Here is a 21534-nt window from a genome sequence, read left to right as displayed (position 1 = left end):
GTGTATAAGCGACAGGGGTGGGGATGTGAGCGATGCGGACGAGTGGCTGGGCAGCGGGCTGAGTGATGAGGAGCTGGACGTCGCCTACAACGTGCGGCGGAAGGCGGGGGATGACCTGCTTGAACGGCACCTCGCGCGGTATCGGGAGGAGTCCGCGCGAGCCATTGACGGGCTGCCGGGGCATCGCGGGGTCGTCTTCGACGAGGTGAGCGGCGAGCGGCTGGACGTATGGGGGGTGGACGAGCAGGGGTTGAGGCCCGTGTTCGTCTTCTTCCACGGCGGCTACTGGTTCGCGCTGTCGAAGGAAGAGTCGTCGTTCATGGCGCGAGCTCTTCACGAGCAGGGCATCGCGACCGTCGTGCCCGACTACACGCTCGCGCCGAAGGCCACGCTTGAGGAGATCGTCCGGCAGGCGCGGGCTTCGATCGCGTGGATTCACCGGCACGGGCGCGCGTACGGGCTCGACCCTGAGCGCATTGTGGTCGGCGGCAGTTCGGCGGGCGGGCATCTGGCCGCGATGACGATGGTCGGCGGGTGGCAGGACGAGTTCGGGGTTCCGGAGGACGTCGTCAAGGCCGCGATGCCGATCAGCGGGCTGTTCGACATCCGGCCGGTCACGCGTATCTATGTGAACGACTACGTGAAGCTGGATCTGGAGCGGGCGGCGGCGTTGAGTCCCGCCTTGCAACCGGCCGAGCACAAGTGTCCGGTGGTTCTCGTGGTCGCGGAGAACGACGGCGACGGGTTCGTGGCGCAGTCGCGGATGTTCCAGCCGATGTGGGACGGCGCCGAACTGATGGTCGTGCCCGACCGGGACCACTTCGACGTCGTCCTCGATCTGGGCGATCCCGGGTCGGCGGTCGGCAAGGCGCTGGCAGGGCTGATCAAGCCGTGAGCGCGGCCGCCTCGTGCTGGAGGTGGTCGAGCATCAGGCGGGCCGAGGGCGTTGGGGCTCGGTGTGCGGGCAGCGTCACGCCGACCTGGCGGCGGACGGTCTCCAGCGGGATGGGTAGTGGCGCTATGTCGGCGTCCGTGCGGGCGACCAGTTCTGGAAGTGCTGCGATCATGTCGGTGTCGCGGACGAGGGTCCGGACGGTCAGCACCGACGTGCATTCGACCAGGTTGTCGGGCAGTGTGAGGCCCGACGCGCGGAACACCTGCTCCAACTCGGTGCGCAGCGCCGTCTGCTCCAGAGGCAGCACCCACGGATAGGCCAGCAGATCGGCGAGGCCGAGGTCCGGCAGGGCGCGGGCCGGGTGGTTGCGGCGGGCGACCAGCAGGACCGGTTCGCCGTAGAGGGTGATCTGGCGGAGCCCGCGCAGGTCGTCGATCGGGTTGAGGCGGCCGAGGATCAGGTCGATCTCCCCGTCCAGCAGTCGCGGCACCTGGGCGTCGAACGTCGCCTCCTGGACGATCACGGTGATGCCCGGCCGGTCCTTCTTCAGCGCGGCGATCGCGCGGGGGAGCAGGACGTTCGACCCGGCGAGGAGCGTGCCGATGGTGACGGTGCCGACCTCCCCGTCCGCCAGGCCGGTGATGCGTTCGCCGGCGCGGCGGAGTTCGGCCAGGACGGCGCGGGCGTGCTCGATGAACGCGTCCCCGAACAGGGTCGGTGTCACGCCGCGCGGGCCGCGGGTGAACAGGTCGACGCCGAGGAGGTTCTCCACCTCGCGCAGGCTGCGGGTGACGGCGGGCTGCGCCAGGTGCAGGTGCTCGGCGGCGCGCAGGACGCTGCCGTGGTCGGCGATGGCGACGACGAGCACCAGGTGCCGGAGCTTCAGCCGTCCGTTGAGCAGGTCGATCGCGCGCATGCCGCCTTACTATCACGGGATCGTGATAGCTCACTGGTCGATTGGTATTTGCCAGGCATAGCTCGCGGGGCAGAGGATCGGGGAGTCGAGCTGCGCGGGAGGAACGGATGAAGGCTGAGCACTACGTCGGCGGCGTCTTCCGTTCGGACGGTGCCTCGTTCCCCCTCATCGACCCCGCGAACGGTGCCGAGCTGGGCACCGTCCCCGAGGCCACGCGGGAGACCGTGGACGACGCCGTCGTGGCGGCGAAGGCAGCGCTGAAGGGCGCATGGGGCGCGGCCGGTGCCGAGGAGCGGGCCGCCGCGATGCGGCGCATCGCGGACGGCATCCAGGCCCGGTTCGAGGAGTTCGTCGAGGCGGAGGTCGCGGACACCGGCCGGCCCCGCGCGTTCGCCGAGACCGTCGACGTGCCGCGCGCGGCCGGCAACTTCCGCGCCTACGCCGACCTGCTGTACGGCCGCCCCGAACGCGCCTACACGACGCGGATCCCCGGCTGGAGCACGGGGACGGGCGAGGCGCTCAGCTACACCGTGCGCCGACCGCTCGGCGTGGTGGCGATCATCTCGCCGTGGAACCTCCCGCTGCTGCTGTCGACCTGGAAGATCGCCCCGGCGCTGGCGTGCGGCAACACCGTCGTGGTCAAGCCGTCGGAGGAGACGCCGTCCACCGCCACCCTCCTGGCCCGGGTCATCGACGAGGCCGGGGTGCCGGACGGCGTGTTCAACCTGGTGCACGGGCACGGTGCGGGCGCGGCCGGGGAGTTCCTCACCGGGCATCCGGGCGTGGACGCGATCGCGTTCACCGGCGAGTCCGCCACCGGCACCGCGATCATGCGCAACGCCGCCGCGCACGTGACGCCGGTGTCGTTCGAGCTGGGCGGCAAGAACCCCGCGCTGGTCTTCGCCGACGCGGACCTCGACGCCGCCGTGGACGGCACGGTCCGCTCCTCGTTCACCCACTCCGGGCAGATCTGCCTCTGCACCGAGCGCGTCTACGTCGAGCGTCCCGTCTTCGACGAGTTCGTCGAGAGGCTGGCCGCACGGGCGAAGGAACTCGACGGCTACGGGCCGATGATCTCGGCCGAGCACCGCGACAAGGTGCTCTCCTACTACCGGCTCGCCAAAGAAGAGGGCGCCACGGTCGTCGCCGGCGGCGGCGCGCCGACCTTCGGCGACGCGCGGGACGGCGGCTTCTACGTCGAGCCCACCGTCCTCACCGGGCTCCCCGAGACCGCCCGCACGGTCAGGGAGGAGATCTTCGGGCCGGTCTGCCACGTCGCCCCGTTCGACGCCGAGGACGAGGCCGTCGACCTCGCCAACGACAGCCCCTACGGCCTTGCGTCCACGATCTGGACGACGAACCTGTCGCGCGCCCACCGGGTGGCGCCGCGCATCGAGACGGGCATCGTCTGGGTGAACTGCTGGAACCTGCGCGACCTGCGCACCCCGTTCGGCGGTGTCAAGGCGTCCGGGATCGGCAGGGAAGGGGGAGAGTACTCCTTGGACTTCTTCTCCGAACCCGTCAACGTCTGCATCCAGATCTGAGAGCGAGCCCGTGACGACCACCATCGACCAAGCCGCCGAACGGCTCCTTGGCGCCTACGCGAGCGGCACGCCGTGCGCGCCCGTCCGCGACCTGATCACGACGGCGGACGACGCCTACGCCGTCCAGGACCGGCTCACCGAGCGCTGGCTCGGCGAGGGCCGCCGCCTCGCCGGGCGGAAGATCGGCCTGACCTCGAAGGCCGTCCAGCGGCAGATCGGCGTCGACAGCCCCGACTTCGGGATGCTGTTCGCCGACATGGCCGTCCCGGACGGCGAGGAGATCCCCGCCGGCGCCGTCCTGCAGCCGCGCGCCGAGGCCGAGGTCGCGCTCGTCCTGGAGCACGACCTGACCCACGAGCGGCACACCGTCGCCGACGTCATCCGCGCGACCGCGTTCGCGCTGCCCGCGATCGAGGTGGTCGGCAGCCGCGTCCGCGACTGGGACATCACGCTCGCCGACACCGTCGCCGACAACGCCTCGTCCGGCATGTACGCGCTGGGCAACCGCCCCGTCCCGCTCAAGGACGTCGACCTGCGCCTCTGCGGCATGGTCATGGAGCGGCGCGGCGAGCAGGTCTCCACCGGCAACGGCGCCGCCTGCCTCGGCCACCCGCTGAACGCGGCGCTGTGGCTCGCCGACACGCTCGTCCGCGTCGGCCGCCCGCTGCGCGCGGGCGACACCGTGCTGACCGGCGCGCTCGGGCCGGTCGTCCCGGCCGCGCCCGGCGAGGTGTTCGAGGCCCGCATCGACGGGCTCGGCGACGTCCGCGTCGCCTTCGGCCGCGTCGATCCGGACAAGGAGGAGGGCTGATGGTGGACGTGCACGCGCTGGCGGCGACGCTGGACGAGGCCGTCCGCGACGTCCGGGCGGTTCCGAAGCTGACCGAGAAGGCGCCGTTCGACGTGCCCGCCGCCTACGCGGTGCAGCGGGCCGGGATCGAGCGCCGCCGGCGCCGCGGCGAGCGGGTCGTCGGCGTGAAGATGGGGTTCACCAGCCGCGCCAAGATGGTGCAGATGGGCGTCGACGACGTCATCTGGGGCCTGCTCACCGACCGGATGCTCGCCGAGTCGTCCGTGGACGTCTCCCGCCTCATCCACCCGCGCGTCGAGCCGGAGATCGCCTACCTGATCGGACGGGAGGTCCGGTCGCCCGCCGAGGTCGAATCGGCCGTCGCCGGAGTCGCGGTCGGGTTCGAGGTGCTCGACTCCCGCTACCGGGACTTCAAGTTCACCCTCCCCGACGTGATCGCCGACAACGCGTCCGCGGCGCGGTTCGGCTACGGGGCCTGGCACGCGCCGCGCGACCTGTCGAACGCCGGGCTGCTGCTGGAGATCGACGGACGCCCCGTGCAGGCGGGCTCGTCCGCCGCGATCCTCGGCGACCCGGCGCGGTCGCTGCGGGCCGCGGCGCGGCTCGCGCTCGGCGCCGGGATGAAGCTCGAACCCGGCTGGATCGTCCTCGCCGGGGCCGCGACCGCCGCCGTTCCGCTGCCGAAGGACGCGCACGTCCGCGCAACCGGAGCCGGCCTCGGCAGTGTGGAGGTGACGACGTGATGGGCGACGCGTTCCTCGTGGACGGCAAGGCCAAGCCGCGCGGACGGTTCCCGCACGTGAAGCGGGCCGGCGACTTCGTGTTCGTGTCCGGGACGAGCTCCCGCCGCCCCGACGGGACGTTCGTCGGGGCGACCGCCGACCCGATGGGCGTCACCGACCTCGACATCCGCGCGCAGACCCGCGCCGTCATCGAGAACGTCCGCGACCTCCTCGGTGCCGCCGGCGGCGACCTCTCCGACGTCGTCAACGTCACGACCTACCTGGTGAGCATGAACGACTTCGGCGGCTACAACGAGGTCTACGGCGAGTACTTCGACGAGACCGGCCCGGCCCGCACGACCGTCGCCGTCCACCAGCTCCCGCACCCGCACCTGCTCATCGAGATCTCGTGCGTCGCCCACATCCCCAGCAACGGCAAGGAGACCGGAGCATGACACTCCCGCAGCTGTCGCACGGACGGCCGTTCAACTTCCAGGCCTGGATCGACGAGCACCGCGACCTGCTGAAGCCGCCGGTCGGCAACGTCCAGGTGTTCGACGACGCCGGGCTGATCATCATGGTCGTCGGCGGCCCGAACCAGCGCACCGACTTCCACGACGACCCCACCGAGGAGTTCTTCTACCAGCTCAAGGGCAACATGGTCCTGCGCGTCATGGAGGAGGAGGGCCGCCCGCCGGTGGACGTGCAGATCAACGAGGGCGACGTCTTCCTGCTGCCGCCGCACGTCCGGCACTCGCCGCAGCGGCCCGAGGCCGGGTCGATCGGCCTCGTTGTGGAGATCCCGCGGCCGGAGGGGCTGACGGAGGCGTTCGAGTGGTACTGCACCAAGTGCCACCACCTCGTCCACCGCGCCGAACTCCAGGTCCGCTCGATCGTGGACGACCTGCCGCCCGCCTTCGAGGGCTTCTACGGCAGTGACCGCACATGCCCGAACTGCGGGGCCGTCCACCCGGGCAGGACATGGCCGCAGACCATGACCCCGACCACGGCGCCCCGGATCTGACATGACCGTCTTCGACGTCCACGCCCACGTCTTCCCGCGGCTCAGCCGTGACGAGGGCCGCATGCTCACCGACGACGCGCAGCCGTGGCTGCGCGTCGACGGCGGCGGCACCGGCATGATGATGTGCGGCGACGAGGAGTACCGGCCGGTCGGCGAGGCGCTCTGGGACCCGGCGCGCCGCGTCGCCGACATGGACGCGGCGGGCGTGGACGTCCAGGCCGTCTCGTCCACCCCGCTGATGTTCGGGTACGCCGCCGAGCCGTCCCGCGCCGCCGACTGGTGCGACCTCGTCAACGAGCGCATCCTCGACTTCTGCGGGCAGGCGCCCGACCGGCTGCTGCCGCTCTGCCAGGTCCCGCTGCAGGACCCCGGCCTCGCCTGCCAGGTCGCGACGCGGGCGCAGGCCGCCGGGCACCGCGGCGTCCACATCGGCAACCACGTCGGCGACCGCAACCTCCACGACGACGGCATCACCGCGTTCCTCGCGCACTGCGCCACGCTGGGCCTGCCCGTGCTGGCGCACCCGTGGGACATGCTCGGCGCCGACCGGATGCGCGGCCACATGCTGCCGTGGCTGTCGGGGATGCCCGCCGAGACGCAGCTGAGCATCCTCGGCCTGATGCTGTCGGGCGCGTTCGAGCGCATCCCGGCGTCGCTGCGGCTGTGCTTCTGCCACGGCGGCGGCTCCTTCGCGTTCCTGCTCGGACGGGCCGACAACGCCTGGCACCGCCGCGACATCGTGCGCGCCGACTCGCCGCGCCCGCCGTCGGAGTACACCGACCGGTTCCACGTCGACTCGGCCGTGTTCGACCCGCGCGCCCTCCGCCTCCTCGTGGACGTCATGGGCACCGAGCGGGTCATGCTCGGCACCGACTACCCGTTCCCGCTCGGCGAGATGGAGCCGGGTGCGACGATCCGGGCGTGCCCCGGGCTGGACGACGCCGACCGCGCCCTGCTGCTCGGCGGCAACGCGGAGGCGTTCTTCGCCCCCGCGCCGGAACTCGTGACCACCGAAGGAATGACCCAGTGAGCAGTGCGGCCCAAAGGGAAGAGGAGGCGCGGCGGCTCGACGGGAGCGACCCGCTGCCCACGCTGCGCGGCGAGTTCCTCGTCCCGCCCGCACCCGGCGGGGCCTACGCGGAGGCCGCCTACTTCGCCGGCAACTCCCTCGGCCTCCAGCCGCGCGCCGTCGCGGGCCGGCTCCGCGAGGAGCTGGACGACTGGGCGCGCCTCGCCGTCGAGGGGCACACGCAGGCGCGCCGCCCGTGGGTCGACTACCACGCGCTGCTGCGCGAGCCCGCGGCCCGGCTCGTCGGCGCGCTGCCCCGCGAGGTCGTCGCGATGAACTCGCTGACCGTCAACCTGCACCTGATGATGGCGAGCTTCTACCGGCCGGCCGGGGACCGCACCCGCATCGTGATCGAGGACACGGCGTTCCCGTCGGACTCCTACGCGGTCGCCAGCCAGGCCGTCCACCACGGGCTCGACCCCGCCGCGACCGTCGTGCGGCTGAAGCCCCGCCCCGGCGAGGACAACCTCCGCACCGAGGACGTCATCGGCCTTCTCGAACGCGAGGGCGGCACGGTCGCGCTCGTCCTGCTCGGCGGCGTCAACTACCTGACCGGCCAGCTCATGGACATGCCCGCGATCACCAAGGCGGGCCGCGCCGCCGGCGCCGTCGTCGGCTGGGACCTCGCGCACGCGGCCGGGAACGTCCCGCTCCGCCTGCACGACTGGGACGTCGACTTCGCCGCCTGGTGCACCTACAAGTACCTGAACTCCGGTCCGGGCGCGGTCGCGGGCTGCTTCGTGCACGAGCGGCACGTCCGGGACGCGTCCGTGCCGAAGCTGTCGGGCTGGTGGGGGACCGAGCCCGCCGTCCGGTTCCGGATGGACCCCGACATCGCGCCGCCCGCGTCCGCCGACGCCTGGCAGCTGTCCAACCCGCCGATCATGGCACTCGCGCCCGTCCTCGCCTCCCTGGAGATCTTCGACCGGGTCGGGATGGACGCGCTGCGCGCCAAGAGCGAGCGGCTCACCGGCTACCTGGCGTCCCGGCTCGCCCCGGTCGGCGGTGTGGAGATCATCACCCCGGTGGACCCGGCGGCGCGCGGCACCCAGCTGTCGTTGCGGGTCGCGGACGCCGGCGGGCTCGTCCGGCGGCTCGCCGAGGACCATGGCGTGGTCGCCGACGCGCGCGAGCCGGATGTCGTCCGGCTCGCGCCCGCGCCGCTGTACTGCACGTTCCACGACTGCCACCGCGCGGCGGAGGCTTTGGCGGATCTTGTTTAGGTGTGTCGGTGCATGAGGCGGCCCGGGATCGGGTAGGTTCGGGTGCGTTGCACGATGGCGCCCGGCCCGGCCGGCCGGACGCCAGGCAGTCTCGAAGCGTTTTCTCCGGGCGACCGGCGGACGTGAGATGAGTCCGCTGCAGCCCGGTCCGCCGCCCGGCGGCCCGGTGAGTTCTACCCGGAAGGGGAACACCATGGCCGAAGGCACCGTGAAGTGGTTCAACGCCGAAAAGGGCTTCGGGTTCATCGCGCCCGACGGCGGCGGCCCGGACGTGTTCGTCCACTACTCGGCGATCACGACCAACGGCTACCGCAGCCTGGACGAGAACCAGCGCGTCGGGTTCGAGATCACCCAGGGCCAGAAGGGCCCGCAGGCCGAGGGCGTCTACCCGCTCTGAGGCACTGCCCTTGATCTAGACCGCTGAGAGGCCGGGGACGCTCGCCGTCCCCGGCCTTTCGCATGCCCCGGGCGGCCGGGCGTCAGCGCAGCGCCTTCGCCGCCGGCTCCGGCGCGGGCGCGCCCCGGCCGGCGGCGCGCGGGCGCAGCGCGCCGGCCGACAGCGTCATCACGGCGACCACGCAGGTGATCATCGCGAACGCGGCCCGGTAGGACAGTGCGCCCGCCGTCCAGCCGGTCACCGCCGGCGCGGTCAGCCCGGACAGGTAGGTGATCGTCGCGACGCCCGCCACGCCCTCGCCGGGGGTGGCGCCGACGCCGGCCGCCGCCGCGAACACCAGCGGGACGACGGTGGCGATGCCGATGCCGACCAGCGCGAACCCGGCGATCGCGGCCCACGGCGCGCGGGCCGCCACCACCAGGATCCCGCCGGCCACCGCGACCGAGCCGCCGCACCGGGTGACCGCCGCCGGGCCGAACCGCCGCACGATCCGGTCGCCGGCCAGCCGGGTGACGGCCATGCACGACATGAAGAGGGTGAACGCGGCGGCGGCGAGGCCGGGGCCCGCGTGCGTCACCTCGGTGAGGTAGACGGCGGACCAGTCGGTGCTCGCGCCCTCGGCGAACGTCCCGCAGAACCCGACCGCGCCGATCGCCGCGACGGCCCGCGTCGGCAGCGCGAACCGGCGCGGCGCGGGGACGCCCTCGGCGGGCCGGTCGGCGAGCAGCCACCGTCCGGCGAGCAGGCCCGCCGCCAGCAGGACGACCGCGACCAGCCCGAGGTGCAGCCGGGCGTCGATCCGGGCGTGCGCGGCGGCGATGCCGGCGCCGCCGGCGGCGAGGCTGCCGACGCACCACAGGCCGTGCAGCCCCGACATGACCGGGCGGCCCACGGCCCGCTCCACCGCGACGCCGTGCGCGTTCATGACGACGTCCGACATCCCGGCGGTCGCGCCGAACAGGAGCATCGCCGCGAACAGCCAGCCGGGCGCGGGCGCGAGCGCGGGAAGGGCGAGCGCCGCGCACCAGGCCGCGATCAGCAGCCGGACGGTCCGGCGCTCGCCGATCCGGTGCGCCACCCGGCTCGCGGTGGGCATGGCGGTGAACGCGCCGACGGACGGGCACAGCAGGGCCAGCCCGAGCACGGTGGGGGAGAGGTCGAGGCGGTCCTGGATCCACGGCAGCCGGGTGGCGAGCGTGCCCGCCACGGCCCCGTGGACGGCGAAGACCGCGGCGATGGCCCGATGGGGAGAGGTCATGGACGGAGAAACTAACAGGAAGGCTCCCTGATGAAAAGTGAACAGGCAGGCTTCCTGATTACCATGTGGCCCGTGAAGACCGCCGACCCCACCATGGCCCGCGCGATCAACGACCGGCTGGCCCTCGACCTGCTGCTCGACCGCGGCCCGCTTACCGCCCCGCAGCTGCGGACGCTGACCGGGCTGTCCCGGCCGACCGTGTCCGACCTGATCGAGCGGCTCCGGGCGGCCGGGCTGGTCGAGGTGGCGGGGGAGACCGGCGCGGACCGGCGGGGCCCCAACGCCCGCCTCTACGGCCTCGTCGCCGACCGCGCCCACATCGCCGGAGTGGACCTGCGCCGCGACGCCGTCCACGTCGCCGTCGCCGACATCGCCGGCAACGAGACCGGGGCCGTGACCCGCACCCTGCCGCCGGCCCCCGACCTGGCCGCGCTCATCGCCGGAGCGGTCGCGGAGGCGGCCGGCGGACGCGTCCTGCACACCGTCGTGCTCGGCACCCCCGGCCCCGTCGACCCGCGCACCGGACTGGTGACCGACAGCGGCGTCCCCGGCGGGCGACCCGACCTCGGCGCGGCGCTCCAGGGCCGCCTCGGCGCGCCCGTCCGGCTGGAGAACGAGGTCAACCTCGGCGCGATCGCCGAGCACCGCGAGGGCGCCGCCGCGGGCCGCGCCGACTTCGCCCTGCTGTGGCTGGACGACGGCATCGGCGGCGCCGTCGTGCTGGACGGCCGGCTGCGGCGCGGCGCGTCCGGCGGCGCCGGCGAGGTGGGGCTGCTGAAGTTCGGCGGCACCGACTTCTGCCACCTGCTGGACCGGGCCGCCGTGGCCGGCCTCGCCGACGAGCGGGTGGCCGGGTGGATCGCCGAGGCCGCGTTCGCGCTCGTCGCCGTCCTCGACCCCGGCCTCGTCGTGCTCGGCGGCGAGCTCGGCCGGTCGGGCGGCGACCGGCTCGCCGGGCTGGTCGCCGACCGGCTCGCCGCGCTCGGCCCGGCCCCCACCGACGTGCGGGCGAGCCGCGTCGAGGGCGACGCCGTGCTGCGCGGCGCGGTGCTGACCGCCCTCGACCTCGCCCGCGACGCCGTGTTCGGTTGATGCCGTGTTCGGTTGACGCGGTGTTCGGTTGACGCGGTGTTCAGTCAGGCCAGGCTACGGCTGCGCCTTGGGCAGGCGCTCGCCCGCGCGGAGCCGGTCGAGGCCGAGCCAGATGAACTCCACGGCCATCTGCTCGGCGCGCTCGCGTGACGTGTCGGGATGCTCCAGCCACCACGACACCATCGACAGCATCGACCCGTACATCAGCGGCACGAGCAGCCGGGCGCGGCGCTCATTGACCTCCAGCGCGGCCGGCGACAGCGCCGGGTCCGCGCGGCGGCGGCGCAGCAGCAGGTCGGCGAACGCGGTGCCGAGCCGGTCGCGCAGCTCACGCAGTTCCAGCCCCACCTCCGGCTTGTCCAGGTGCCGGACGACCAGCGCCCACGCGTCGGGCTCCTCGGTGGCGTAGTCGAACAGCACCCGGATCATCGCCCGGATGCCGTCCGCCGATCCGTGCGCGGCGTGCACGGCCTCGTTCAGCCGGCCGGTGAGCTCGGCGACGATCGCCTCGGTCACCTCGGCGAACAGCTCCTCCTTGGACGCGAAGTGCTGGTAGAGCAGCGCCTTGGAGACCTGGGCCGCCGCCGCCACGTGCTCCATCTGGGCCAGGTGGTAGCCGCGGCGGCCGAACTCCTCGAGCGCGACCTGCAGCAGCTGCTCGCGCCGCCGGGCGTACGGCATCCGCCGCCGTACGCCCGTCTCCCCCGTGTCACTCGTCATGTGCCGAGGTACTTGCCCAGCTCGGCGCGGGCCACGGAGCGCACGTGCACCTCGTCCGGGCCGTCGGCGAGGCGCAGCGTGCGCAGCCCCGCCCACATCGCGGCGAGCGGGGTGTCGTCGCTGACGCCGGCGCCGCCGTGCACCTGGATCGCCCGGTCCACGACCTCCAGCGCGACCCGCGGCGCGATCACCTTGATCGCCGCGACCTCGGACCGGGCCGCCTGCACGCCGTGCTTGTCGATCAGCCAGGCCGTCTTGAGCGTGAGCAGCCGGGCCTGCTCGATCGCCATCCGCGACTCGGCGATCTGCTCGCGCACCACGCCCTGCTTGGCGAGCGGGCCGCCGAACGCGACGCGCGACACCGCGCGCTCGCACATCAGCTCCAGCGCCCGCTCGGCCATCCCGATCGCGCGCATGCAGTGGTGGATGCGGCCGGGGCCGAGCCGGGCCTGCGCGATCGCGAAGCCGCCGCCCTCCTCGCCGACGAGGTTCTCCACCGGGACGCGCACGTCGGTGAAGGTGATCTCGCAGTGGCCGTGCTGGTCCTGGTAGCCGAACACGGGCAGCGCCCGGACGACCTCCACGCCGGGCGTGTCGAACGGCACCAGCACCATCGACTGCTGCCGGTACGGGTGGCCCTCCGGGTCGGTCTTGCCCATCAGGATCATGATCTTGCAGCGGGGGTCGGCGGCGCCGCTCGTCCACCACTTGCGTCCGTTGATGACGTAGTGGTCGCCGTCCCGCTCGATGCGGGTGGAGATGTTGGTGGCGTCGGAGCTCGCGACGTCCGGCTCCGTCATCGCGAACGCGCTGCGGATCTCGCCGTCCAGCAGCGGCCGCAGCCACGTCTCCTTCTGCTCGGGCGTGCCGAACAGGTGCAGGACCTCCATGTTGCCGGTGTCGGGCGCCGCGCAGTTGGTCGCCTCGGGCGCGAGGTTGGGGGAGCGCCCCGTCAGCTCGGCCAGGGACGCGTAGTCGGTGACCGACAGGCCGTGCGCCGGGTCCTCGCTGTCGGGCAGGAACAGGTTCCACAGGCCGCGCTTGCGCGCCTCGACCTTGAGGTCCTCGACGACCTGCGGGACGTGGTGCTCGCGCCCCGCCGCGGCCAGCTCGGCCCGCTGGGCCGCGTAGACCGGCTCCGCCGGGTAGACGTGGGAGTCCATGAATTCCTGGAGGCGGCCGAAGTACTCCCCGCCCCGCTCGCTCAAACCGAAGTCCATTCCGCTAGAGTAACTGACGAGTCAGTTACTTCGGGAGGGAGTCCCCATGGCAGCCTTCGACGGCACGGGCTTCGACGGCACGGGCAAGGTCGCGCTGATCACGGGCGGATCCAACGGCATCGGGGCCGCGGTGGCGCGCCGGCTGGCCCGCGAGGGCGCCCGGGTCGTCCTCGCCGACGTCGACGCCGAGGCCGGGGACGCGCTCGCGAAGGAACTGGACGGCGCGTTCGTCCGCTGCGACGTGCGCGAGCCCGCCGACAGCGAGGCCGCCGTCGCGACCGCCGTCGAGCGCTTCGGCGGCCTGGACGTCGCGTTCCTCAACGCGGGCGTCGCCGGCGGCGGGGGAGTCGGCGACGACTTCGACCTCGCCGCCTACCGGCGGGCCATGGGCATCAACCTCGACGGCGTCGTGTTCGGCGCGCACGCCGCGCTGCCCGCGCTGCGCGCCCGCGGCGGCGGCGACATCGTCTGCACCGCCAGCATGGCGGCGCTCACCGCGACGCCGTTCGACCCCGTGTACGGCGCCAACAAGGCCGCCGTCGTCGGGCTCGTCCGCGCGCTCGGTCCCACGTACGCCGAGGAGGGCATCCGGGTGAACGCCCTGTGCCCCTCGTTCGCCGACACCGACATCCTCACCCCGCTGAAGGGGCATCTCCAGGAGACCGGCTTCCCGATCCTGGACGTGTCCGACGTCGTCGAGGCGTTCATGGGCATCCTGGAGGCCGACGGCGCGGGCGAGGCGTGGTACGTGGTGCCGGGCCGCCCGTCCGGGCCGTTCAAGTTCCGCGGCGTCCCGGGCCCCCGCTGAGCCGTCCGCCGAGACCGACAGGAGAGACATGCGCGCGATCCAGATCACCGAGTTCGGCGGGCCCGAGGTCCTGACCGTCACCGAGCTGCCCGAGCCGTCCGCCGGCCCCGGGCACCTGCTCGTGGACGTCTCGCGGGCCGGGGTCAACTACGCCGACACCCACCAGGCCGAGAACAGCTACCTGTCGGCGTCCACGCTGCCGATGGTGCCGGGCGGCGAGGTCGTCGGGACCGCCGGCGACGGCCGCCGCGTCGTCGCGCTCGTCGGCACCGGCGGCTACGCCGAGAAGGCCGTCGCGCCCGAGGCGCTGGCCTGGGACGTCCCCGACGCGATCGACGACGTCACCGCGCTCGGCATGATCGTCCAGGGCGCGTCCGCGTGGGTGCTGCTGCGCCGCAGCGTCCACCTCGCGCCCGGCGAGTCCGTCGTCGTGCACGCCGCCGCCGGCGGGGTCGGCACGCTCGCCGTCCAGCTCGCCAAGGCGTGGGGCGCCGGGCGGGTCATCGCGACCGCCTCCTCCAAGCAGAAGCGCGACCTCGCCCTCGACCTCGGCGCCGACGTCGCGATCGACGCGAACGAGCCCGACCTGAAGGACGCGCTGATCGACGCCAACGGCGGCCGGCGCGTCGACACCGTCCTGGAGATGACCGGCGGCACGGTCACCGACCAGAGCCTGCGCGCCCTCGCCCCGTTCGGGCGCCTCGCCTTCTACGGCATGGCGTCGCGCAAGGAGCCCTCGCCCGTCCGTCCGGCCACGCTGATGGCGCACTCCACGACGATCTCCGGCATGTGGCTGGCGCACGTCTTCCAGCTGCCCGGCGACGTCATGGGCACCGCGCTGGGCGAGCTGTTCGACCTCGCCGCCGGCGGCCGGCTCCGCGTCATCGGCGGCGGCGAGTACGGCCTGACCGAGGCGCGCCGCGCGCACGAGGACATGCGGGCGCGCCGCACCACCGGCAAGCTCGTGCTCGACCCGTCCCGCTAGGCGGCCCCCCGGTCATCCGACGAGGCCGTTCTCGTAGGCGTACACGACGGCTTGGGTGCGGTCGCGCAGCGCCAGCTTGGTCAGGACGTGCCCGACGTGCGTCTTGATCGTCTGCTCGGCCAGCACCAGCTCGGCGGCGATCTCGGCGTTGGACAGCCCGCGCGCCATGAGCCGCAGCACGTCCAGCTCGCGCGGCGTCAGCCCCGCGGTCGCCTGCGGGCTCGGCCGCTGGTGCCGGCGCCGCCGCGCGAAGTCGCCGATCAGCCGCCGGGTGATGGACGGGGCCAGCAGCGCGTCGCCCGCCGCGACGATCCGCACCCCGTTCACCAGGTCGGCCGCCGAGGCGTCCTTCAGCAGGAACCCGCTGGCGCCCGCGCCGAGCGCCTCGTAGACGTACTCGTCCAGGTCGAAGGTGGTGAGGACGAGCACCTTCGGCCGCGCCTCCGCCGGGTCGGCGTCCCGGCCGGGCTCGCCGACCAGCTCGGCGGTGGCGGCGAGGCCGTCCATCTCCGGCATCCGGATGTCCATCACGATCACGTCCGGGTCGAGCCGGCGGCCCATCTCCACGGCCTCGCGGCCGTTGCCCGCCTGCCCCACCACCTCGATCTCCGGATCGGAGGACAGCAGCGCCGCGAGCCCGTCGCGGATCATCACCTGGTCGTCGGCGATCAGCACCCGAATCGTCACGCCGCCAACCCTACGGCGGCGAAGATCAGTCCGCGTCCCCGTAGGGCAACTCGGCGGTGACCGACCAGCCGGACTCGCCTCGCGGACCGGCGTCGAGGGCGCCGCCCAGCATGGTGACGCGCTCGCGCATCCCGACCAGGCCGTGGCCGCCGCCCTGCGACTCCTCCGGCGTGCTGCGGGCGCCGTCGTCGGTGACCGACACCGCCAGCGCCTCGGGCCCGTACCTCACCTCGACGTGGACGCGGGAGCCCGGCGCGTACCGGGCCGCGTTGCTCAGCGACTCCTGCACGATCCGGTACGCCGACAGGTCCACCCCCGCGTTCAGCGGGCGCGGCATGCCGACCACGGCGGTCGACACCGCCAGCCCGGAGCGGCGGGCGGCGGCGACCAGGTCGTCCAGCCGCTCCAGGCCGGGCTGCGGGGCGCGCTCGGCGCCCTCGCCGTCCGCGCGCAGCAGCCCCACGACGCGGCGCGTCTCGGTGAGCGCCTCGCGAGCCGCGTCCCGCACCACCCCGAACGTCTGCAGCGCGGCGTCCGGCAGGTCGGGGATCTTGTAGGGGGCGGCCTCCGCCTGCATCGCGATCACCGACATGTGGTGCGCGACCACGTCGTGCAGCTCGCGGGCGATGCGGGCGCGCTCCTCCAGCACCGCCTGCCGGGCCAGGTCCTGCCGGTGCTGCTCCTCGCGGCGGCGCAGCTCCTCCACCGCGGAGTGCCGCCCGCCGACCGCGTCGCCGAACGTCAGCGCGACCGCGGCGATCCCCGCGAGGATCGTCGCGAACCAGCCCGGCATGCCGAACAGCACGGCGGGCACCAGCACCCCGGCCACGGTCACCGCGCCGACGCCCACGGTGGTCTGCCGGTCCGCGCCGACGCCGGTGAAGAACAGGATGACGACGAGGGCCAGGATCGCGGTGACGGGCCACGGCATGAAGCCGGTGCCGTGCCGGACGAACACCGTGAGCAGCAGGCCGAGCGCCGCGACCCGCCAGGCGGCCAGCGGCCACCGGGCCGCGAAGATCAGCGGCGCGGCCTGCAGCACCCCGAGCGGCCAGGCCAGCCCGGTGTTCACGTGGTACACCTCGATCGCGATGGCGATGGAGCCCGCGGTGAAGCCGATCGTCAGCGCGGCGAGCAGGACCAGGATCGGGACGCGCAGCAGCAGCCGGCCGGGCAGCAGGGTCACGGGCGGGCCGTCCCCGCCGGGCAGCAGGGCGGAGCGGACGCCGGCCATCAGCCGGGTGCGGCCGGTGGGCGCGGAGCGGTCTGGATCGTTCATTTGACCTGGAGCCTAGAGCCCGCGGGGCCGCGGCGGCCTGACCCCCGGGAGGGAGATGCGGCCCGCCTCTCCGGTATCACCGCCTCTCCGGTACCACCGCCGGGCGGCGCGGCCGCGAGGCGATCTTGCGGCGGCGCGGGGCGGCGGCGGAGACTGCGGGCATGAGCGACCTGAGCCATCCGATCTTCGCCCGGCTCTACCCGCGGCTGGACGCCGCCTGCGCCAGGGCGGGCGGGGACGCGCACCGCGCCGAACTGCTCGCCGGCGCCTCCGGCCGCGTGCTGGAGGTGGGCGCCGGATACGGGGCCAACTTCCCGCACTACCCGCCGGAGGTCACCGAGGTCGTCGCGCTCGAACCCGAGCCGCGGCTGCGCGCCAAGGCCGACCACAACGCCGGCCGTGCGCCCGTCCCGGTCACGGTGCGCCCCGGCGTCGCCGAGGACCTCGACGTGGACGACGCCTCGTTCGACGTGGCGGTCGCCTCGCTCGTGCTGTGCTCGGTGCGCGACCCGATCCGCGCCCTGGCCGAGCTGAGGCGCGTCCTCAGGCCGGGCGGCGAGCTGCGCTACTACGAGCACGTCCGGGGGGACGAGCCCGGTAAGGCGCGGTTCCAGCGGTACGCCGACGTGGTGTGGCCGTTCCTCGCCGCCGGCTGCCACGTGTCCCGGCCCACGCCCGACTGGATCGCCGGGTCGGGCTTCACGGTGCGGACCGAGCGGCGGTTCGACTTCCCCGCCGGACGCGGCAACCCCGCCTCACCGCACGTGCTCGGCGTCGCCGTCCGCGACTGAGCGACGTTCAAAACTCCGCATAAGGTCCGTCTCGCGGGGAAGATCAGGGCCCATGACGACCTCGGGCAGCCAGCCGCGACCACCGGACGGCGGGGATCTGGACGGCGCGGAGCGCGACGGCGCCCCGCACGCGGCGGCGACCGCCGCGCTGCTGGCCGGAGCCGCCGCCCTCGGCGGCTTCCTGTTCGGCTACGACTCCTCGGTCATCAACGGGACCGTCGACGCGCTCAAGGACCAGTTCGGGCTGAGCGGCTTCGCCGTCGGCTTCGTCGTGTCGTCCGCGCTGCTCGGCTGCGCCGTCGGCGCCTGGTTCGCCGGGCCGATCGGGGACCGGATCGGCCGGGTGCGGGTGATGCTCATCGCCTCGGTGCTGTTCGTGATCAGCTCGGCCGGCTCGGCACTGGCCTTCAACGCCGTCGACCTGACCGCCTGGCGGCTGGTCGGCGGCCTCGCCATCGGCGCCGCGTCCGTGATCGCGCCCGCCTACATCGCCGAGATCGCGCCCGCGAACCTGCGCGGCCGGCTCGGCTCCCTGCAGCAGATGGCGATCGTCCTCGGCATCTTCGCCGCGCTCGTCGTCGACTACGTCATCGCCCGGGTGTCCGAGGGCGGCGCGTCCGGGACGTTCCCCTGGGGCGGGGACGCCTGGCGCTGGATGTTCGCCAGCGCCGCCGTGCCCGCGCTCCTGTACGGGGTGATCGCCCTGACGATCCCCGAGTCGCCCCGCTACCTGGTCAAGAAGCGCAGGACGGCCGAGGCCCGGCGGGTGCTGCGGCGGGTCATGGGCCGCGGCGACGTGGACGCCAAGATCGGGGAGATCGTCCGGTCGATCGCCGAGGACCGGCCGGTCCGCCTCGGCGACCTGCGCGGGAACCGGCTCGGCCTGCTGCCGATCGTCTGGGCGGGCATCCTGCTGTCGGTCTTCCAGCAGTTCGTCGGCATCAACGTGATCTTCTACTACTCGTCCTCGCTGTGGCAGGCGGTCGGGTTCTCCGAGAACGACGCGATGCTCACCTCGGTGATCAACTCGGTGGTGAACGTGGCGTTCACGCTGGTCGCCATCGCCCTCGTGGACCGGATCGGGCGCCGCCCGCTGCTGCTCGCCGGCGCCGCCGGCATGGCGGTCTCCCTCGGCACCCTGACCGTCTGCTTCGCCACCGCGCCCATCGTGGACGGCGAGCCGCACCTCGGAACCGTCGCCGGGCCGATCGCGCTCGTCGCCGCCAACGTCTTCGTCGCCTCGTTCGCCGCGACCTGGGGTCCGGTCGTCTGGGTGATGCTGGGCGAGATGTTCAACAACTTCATCCGCGCGTCCGCCCTCGCGGTCGCCGCCGCCGCGCAGTGGATCGCCAACTGGGTGGTCACCACGACGTTCCCCGGCATCTCCGGCTTCTCGCTCGGCCTCGCCTACGGCCTGTACACGCTGTTCTCCGTCCTGGCGTTCCTGTTCGTGATGCGCGCCGTCCCCGAGACGAAGGGGCGCGAGCTGGAGGACATGGACAAGCTCGCCGGGCCGAGAGCGCGCGCGTGACCGCCGGCCGCGCTCCACTGCGTGTGCCGCCGTGCTCCGTCGGCTACAGTGAAGGCATGCCGTACGTGTCCGCAGAGACGACGACGCCGGGTCATTCCCGGCGCGACGGCGGCATGTCCTGACATTGCACGCGGAAGGGCCCCGGGAGCGATCCCCGGGGCCCTTCCACTTTTCGGGGACCGCTCCGACCGATCCCGGGGGCCCTCCACGAGGAGAGGAGCACCACGATGGAGCCGGACGCGTCCGGGGGAGAGCCCGAGTCGATAGCATCGGAAACCGCTGATCCCAGACCACCATCGCGAGGAGTACCCGTGTCCACCGTGCCCGAACTGCGCATCAGACTCGACGGCGGCGAGCGGGCGGTACCGGCGGGCACCACCGCGGGTGAGGCCCTGGACGCCGACGGCCGCACCGTGATCGCCGCGCGCGTCAACGGCGAGCTGCGCGACCTCGCCGGCGAGCTGCACGACGGCGATGCCGTCGAGCCCGTCGAGATCGGGTCCGACGACGGCCGCGCGATCATGCGGCACTCCGCCGCGCACGTGATGGCGCAGGCCGTCCAGGAGCTGTTCCCCGAGGCCAGGCTGGGCATCGGCCCGCCGGTCGAGAACGGCTTCTACTACGACTTCGACGTCGCCGAGCCGTTCACCCCCGACGACCTGAAGCGCATCGAAAAGCGGATGCGCGAGATCGTCAAGCAGGGCCAGCGGTTCTCCCGGCGCCCCGTCTCCGACGACGACGCGCGCGCCGAGCTGGCCGCCGAACCCTACAAGCTGGAGCTGATCGGGCTGAAGGGCTCCGGCCCCGTCGAGGACGCCGCCGACGGCGCGAACGTCGAGGTGGGCGGCGCCGAGCTGACCATCTACGACAACCTCGACGCCAAGTCGGGCGAGCTGCGCTGGAAGGACCTGTGCCGCGGCCCGCACCTGCCGTCCACCCGCGTGATCCCCGCGTTCAAGCTGATGCGCTCCGGCGGCGCGTACTGGCGGGGCAGCGAGAAGAACCCGCAGCTCCAGCGGATCTACGGCACCGCGTGGGAGTCCCGCGACAAGCAGGACGAGTACCTGAAGTTCCTGGCGGAGGCCGAGAAGCGCGACCACCGCCGGCTCGGCGCCGAGCTCGACCTGTTCTCCTTCCCGCCCGAGCTCGGCAGCGGCCTGCCGGTCTTCCACCCCAAGGGCGGCATCATCCGCAAGGAGATGGAGGACTACATGCGCCGCCGGCAGCAGGAGGCCGGCTACGAGTTCGTCAACACCCCGCACATCACCAAGTCGTCGCTGTTCGAGATCTCCGGGCACCTGCCGTACTACGGCGAGGACATGTTCCCGCCCTTCGAGGTCGACGAGGTCGAGTACCGCGTCAAGCCGATGAACTGCCCGATGCACAACCTCATCTTCCGGGCGCGCGGGCGGTCCTACCGGGAGCTGCCGCTGCGGCTCTGCGAGTTCGGCTCGGTGTACCGGTACGAGAAGTCGGGCGTGGTGCACGGGCTCACCCGCGTGCGCGGCATGACCCAGGACGACTCGCACATCTACACCACCAAGGAGCAGATGGGCGAGGAGATCAAGTCGCTGCTGAGCTTCGTGCTCAGCGTCCTGCGCGACTTCGGCCTCTCCGAGTTCTACCTGGAGCTGTCCACCCGCGACGACTCCGACAAGTTCATCGGCGACGAGGCCGACTGGGCGGAGGCCACCGAGGCGCTGCGCCAGGCGGCGCAGGAGTCCGGGCTCGAGCTCGTGGACGACCCGGGCGGCGCCGCGTTCTACGGCCCGAAGATCTCCGTCCAGGCCAAGGACGCGATCGGCCGGACCTGGCAGCTGTCCACCATCCAGCTCGACTTCAACCAGCCGAAGCGGTTCGGGCTGGAGTACCAGGCCGCCGACGGCACCCGGCAGACCCCGGCGATGATCCACCGGGCGCTGTTCGGGTCGGTCGAGCGCTTCCTCGGCGTGCTGGTCGAGCACTACGCGGGCGCGATGCCGCCGTGGCTGTCGCCGGTGCAGGCGGTCGGCATCCCGATCGGCGACGCGCACGTCCCGCACCTGGAGAAGGTCGCGGCGAGGCTGCGCGAGCGCGGGATCCGCGCCGAGGTCGACACCTCCTCCGACCGGATGCAGAAGAAGATCCGCAACGCGCAGAAGCAGAAGATCCCCTACATGCTGCTGGCGGGCGACGACGACGTGGCCAAGGACGCCGTGTCGTTCCGGTACCGCAGCGGCGAGCAGAAGAACGCCGTCCCGATCGACGAGGCGGTCGAGGAGATCGTCAAGGCCGTCGAGGCGCGCGTCCAGATCTGAGCGGCCGGGTCTGAGCGGCCGGGTCGGAGCGAGGAGTGCCCGCCGCGCGGAGTTGGTAGCCTCATCGATCACGTGCCACGACGGGGAGTCAGCGGAATGAAGTCGAGGAGGCCCGCGCGGCGGGGCCGACGGGCCCGGCGGGCCCGGCTGTGGGGCCGGATCGCCGGCTACGCCGGCACCCTGCTGCTCGTCGCCGCAGCCGTCATCGTGCTCCTCATGCCGCTGATGGACGACGGGAAGAAGGGCGCGGCCGGGGCCCAGGGGG

At 73.3% G+C, this 21534-nt stretch carries 21 protein-coding genes; 15 read left to right on the top strand and 6 right to left on the bottom strand.

Annotated elements, in window-relative coordinates; genetic code table 11:
- Positions 1 to 895, top strand: an 895-nt coding sequence (locus E1284_RS24475) for an alpha/beta hydrolase (protein ID WP_341770417.1), incomplete at its 5' end; no start/stop codon positions are given.
- Here the strand turns inward: E1284_RS24475 and E1284_RS24470 are convergent.
- The gene (locus E1284_RS24470) at positions 885 to 1811 is read right to left on the bottom strand and encodes a LysR substrate-binding domain-containing protein (RefSeq protein WP_131942475.1); all 927 of its coding nucleotides are present in this window, start codon (positions 1809 to 1811) and stop codon (positions 885 to 887) included. The two genes, E1284_RS24475 and E1284_RS24470, sit on opposite strands and share 11 nt — an antisense overlap.
- A gap of 107 nt (positions 1812 to 1918) precedes the next feature.
- Here E1284_RS24470 and E1284_RS24465 point away from each other — a divergent pair, with 107 nt between their 5' ends.
- The 8 genes from E1284_RS24465 (at position 1919) to E1284_RS24430 (ending at position 8601) form a co-directional block, all read left to right on the top strand.
- Positions 1919 to 3355 (top strand): 2-hydroxymuconic semialdehyde dehydrogenase, encoded by a 1437-nt coding sequence (locus E1284_RS24465; protein WP_131942474.1) that lies wholly within the window; start codon positions 1919 to 1921, stop codon positions 3353 to 3355.
- 10 nt (positions 3356 to 3365) lie between these two features.
- Positions 3366 to 4166 (top strand): 2-keto-4-pentenoate hydratase, encoded by an 801-nt coding sequence (locus tag E1284_RS24460; protein ID WP_165965409.1) that lies wholly within the window; start codon positions 3366 to 3368, stop codon positions 4164 to 4166.
- On the top strand, positions 4166 to 4909 hold the full coding sequence (locus E1284_RS24455; protein ID WP_131942473.1) for a 2-keto-4-pentenoate hydratase: 744 nt from the start codon (positions 4166 to 4168) through the stop codon (positions 4907 to 4909). Before E1284_RS24460 ends, E1284_RS24455 begins: the two co-directional genes overlap by 1 nt.
- On the top strand, positions 4909 to 5343 hold the full coding sequence (locus E1284_RS24450) for a RidA family protein (protein ID WP_131942472.1): 435 nt from the start codon (positions 4909 to 4911) through the stop codon (positions 5341 to 5343). The genes E1284_RS24455 and E1284_RS24450 overlap by 1 nt, the downstream gene beginning before the upstream one ends.
- Positions 5340 to 5912 (top strand): 3-hydroxyanthranilate 3,4-dioxygenase, encoded by a 573-nt coding sequence (locus tag E1284_RS24445; RefSeq protein WP_131942471.1) that lies wholly within the window; start codon positions 5340 to 5342, stop codon positions 5910 to 5912. Before E1284_RS24450 ends, E1284_RS24445 begins: the two co-directional genes overlap by 4 nt.
- A 1-nt stretch (position 5913) precedes the next feature.
- On the top strand, positions 5914 to 6942 hold the full coding sequence (locus tag E1284_RS24440) for an amidohydrolase family protein (RefSeq protein ID WP_131942470.1): 1029 nt from the start codon (positions 5914 to 5916) through the stop codon (positions 6940 to 6942).
- Positions 6939 to 8204, top strand: coding sequence for a kynureninase (gene kynU, locus E1284_RS24435; RefSeq protein WP_131942469.1), 1266 nt, complete (start codon positions 6939 to 6941; stop codon positions 8202 to 8204). The genes E1284_RS24440 and kynU overlap by 4 nt, the downstream gene beginning before the upstream one ends.
- Before the next feature lie 193 nt (positions 8205 to 8397).
- Positions 8398 to 8601 (top strand): cold-shock protein, encoded by a 204-nt coding sequence (locus E1284_RS24430; RefSeq protein ID WP_067639228.1) that lies wholly within the window; start codon positions 8398 to 8400, stop codon positions 8599 to 8601.
- An 82-nt stretch (positions 8602 to 8683) separates the two neighbouring features.
- Here the strand turns inward: E1284_RS24430 and E1284_RS24425 are convergent, their stop codons facing one another.
- Positions 8684 to 9859, bottom strand: a complete 1176-nt coding sequence (locus tag E1284_RS24425) for an MFS transporter (RefSeq protein WP_131942468.1) — start codon at positions 9857 to 9859, stop codon at positions 8684 to 8686.
- Between the two features lie 72 nt (positions 9860 to 9931).
- Here E1284_RS24425 and E1284_RS24420 point away from each other — a divergent pair, with 72 nt between their 5' ends.
- On the top strand, positions 9932 to 10951 hold the full coding sequence (locus E1284_RS24420) for an ROK family transcriptional regulator (RefSeq protein ID WP_243714719.1): 1020 nt from the start codon (positions 9932 to 9934) through the stop codon (positions 10949 to 10951).
- A gap of 54 nt (positions 10952 to 11005) precedes the next feature.
- Here the strand turns inward: E1284_RS24420 and E1284_RS24415 are convergent, their stop codons facing one another.
- Together E1284_RS24415 and E1284_RS24410 are read right to left on the bottom strand one after the other, a co-directional pair.
- Positions 11006 to 11671 carry a TetR/AcrR family transcriptional regulator gene (locus E1284_RS24415; protein ID WP_131942466.1) on the bottom strand — a complete coding sequence of 222 codons (666 nt, stop codon included), beginning with the start codon at positions 11669 to 11671 and terminating at the stop codon, positions 11006 to 11008.
- Complete coding sequence (locus E1284_RS24410; protein ID WP_131942465.1) at positions 11668 to 12891, bottom strand: acyl-CoA dehydrogenase family protein; 1224 nt, start codon at positions 12889 to 12891, stop codon at positions 11668 to 11670. The genes E1284_RS24415 and E1284_RS24410 overlap by 4 nt, the downstream gene beginning before the upstream one ends.
- Positions 12892 to 12937: 46 nt before the next feature.
- On the opposite strand from E1284_RS24410, the gene E1284_RS24405 reads away from it, so the two are divergent.
- Together E1284_RS24405 and E1284_RS24400 are read left to right on the top strand one after the other, a co-directional pair.
- The gene (locus E1284_RS24405) at positions 12938 to 13699 is read left to right on the top strand and encodes an SDR family oxidoreductase (RefSeq protein WP_131942464.1); all 762 of its coding nucleotides are present in this window, start codon (positions 12938 to 12940) and stop codon (positions 13697 to 13699) included.
- Between the two features lie 28 nt (positions 13700 to 13727).
- Entirely contained in the window at positions 13728 to 14684 is a 957-nt protein-coding gene (locus E1284_RS24400) for a quinone oxidoreductase family protein (protein ID WP_131942463.1), read from the top strand.
- 12 nt (positions 14685 to 14696) lie between these two features.
- Here the strand turns inward: E1284_RS24400 and E1284_RS24395 are convergent, their stop codons facing one another.
- Both E1284_RS24395 and E1284_RS24390 read right to left on the bottom strand, forming a co-directional pair.
- Positions 14697 to 15371, bottom strand: coding sequence for a response regulator (locus tag E1284_RS24395; protein WP_131942462.1), 675 nt, complete (start codon positions 15369 to 15371; stop codon positions 14697 to 14699).
- 25 nt (positions 15372 to 15396) lie between these two features.
- Complete coding sequence (locus E1284_RS24390; RefSeq protein WP_131942461.1) at positions 15397 to 16650, bottom strand: sensor histidine kinase; 1254 nt, start codon at positions 16648 to 16650, stop codon at positions 15397 to 15399.
- Between the two features lie 161 nt (positions 16651 to 16811).
- Between E1284_RS24390 and E1284_RS24385 the strand changes: the two genes are divergently transcribed.
- From E1284_RS24385 to thrS, 3 genes are all read left to right on the top strand, one after another.
- Positions 16812 to 17441, top strand: coding sequence for a class I SAM-dependent methyltransferase (locus E1284_RS24385; protein WP_131942460.1), 630 nt, complete (start codon positions 16812 to 16814; stop codon positions 17439 to 17441).
- A 52-nt stretch (positions 17442 to 17493) separates the two neighbouring features.
- Entirely contained in the window at positions 17494 to 18972 is a 1479-nt protein-coding gene (locus E1284_RS24380; protein WP_131942459.1) for a sugar porter family MFS transporter, read from the top strand.
- Between the two features lie 311 nt (positions 18973 to 19283).
- The gene (thrS, locus tag E1284_RS24375) at positions 19284 to 21269 is read left to right on the top strand and encodes a threonine--tRNA ligase (protein ID WP_207923926.1); all 1986 of its coding nucleotides are present in this window, start codon (positions 19284 to 19286) and stop codon (positions 21267 to 21269) included.
- Positions 21270 to 21534 lie beyond the last annotated feature (265 nt).

The sequence above is a fragment of the Actinomadura bangladeshensis genome (assembly GCF_004348335.1).
GTDB lineage: Bacteria > Actinomycetota > Actinomycetes > Streptosporangiales > Streptosporangiaceae > Spirillospora > Spirillospora bangladeshensis.
This window is presented reverse-complemented; position numbering and strand designations above follow the sequence as displayed.

Bases quoted from the DNA above. Each gene is read 5' to 3' on its own strand.
- E1284_RS24455 (WP_131942473.1), top strand. From the start codon at position 4,166: ATGGTGGACGTGCACGCGCTGGCGGCGACGCTGGACGAGGCCGTCCGC.
- E1284_RS24470 (WP_131942475.1), bottom strand. From the start codon at position 1,811: ATGCGCGCGATCGACCTGCTCAACGGACGGCTGAAGCTCCGGCACCTG.
- E1284_RS24400 (WP_131942463.1), top strand. From the start codon at position 13,728: ATGCGCGCGATCCAGATCACCGAGTTCGGCGGGCCCGAGGTCCTGACC.
- E1284_RS24385 (WP_131942460.1), top strand. From the start codon at position 16,812: ATGAGCGACCTGAGCCATCCGATCTTCGCCCGGCTCTACCCGCGGCTG.
- E1284_RS24440 (WP_131942470.1), top strand. From the start codon at position 5,914: ATGACCGTCTTCGACGTCCACGCCCACGTCTTCCCGCGGCTCAGCCGT.
- E1284_RS24415 (WP_131942466.1), bottom strand. From the start codon at position 11,671: ATGACGAGTGACACGGGGGAGACGGGCGTACGGCGGCGGATGCCGTAC.
- E1284_RS24450 (WP_131942472.1), top strand. From the start codon at position 4,909: ATGGGCGACGCGTTCCTCGTGGACGGCAAGGCCAAGCCGCGCGGACGG.
- E1284_RS24425 (WP_131942468.1), bottom strand. From the start codon at position 9,859: ATGACCTCTCCCCATCGGGCCATCGCCGCGGTCTTCGCCGTCCACGGG.
- E1284_RS24405 (WP_131942464.1), top strand. From the start codon at position 12,938: ATGGCAGCCTTCGACGGCACGGGCTTCGACGGCACGGGCAAGGTCGCG.
- E1284_RS24430 (WP_067639228.1), top strand. From the start codon at position 8,398: ATGGCCGAAGGCACCGTGAAGTGGTTCAACGCCGAAAAGGGCTTCGGG.
- E1284_RS24445 (WP_131942471.1), top strand. From the start codon at position 5,340: ATGACACTCCCGCAGCTGTCGCACGGACGGCCGTTCAACTTCCAGGCC.
- E1284_RS24380 (WP_131942459.1), top strand. From the start codon at position 17,494: ATGACGACCTCGGGCAGCCAGCCGCGACCACCGGACGGCGGGGATCTG.
- E1284_RS24465 (WP_131942474.1), top strand. From the start codon at position 1,919: ATGAAGGCTGAGCACTACGTCGGCGGCGTCTTCCGTTCGGACGGTGCC.
- E1284_RS24410 (WP_131942465.1), bottom strand. From the start codon at position 12,891: ATGGACTTCGGTTTGAGCGAGCGGGGCGGGGAGTACTTCGGCCGCCTC.
- E1284_RS24390 (WP_131942461.1), bottom strand. From the start codon at position 16,650: ATGAACGATCCAGACCGCTCCGCGCCCACCGGCCGCACCCGGCTGATG.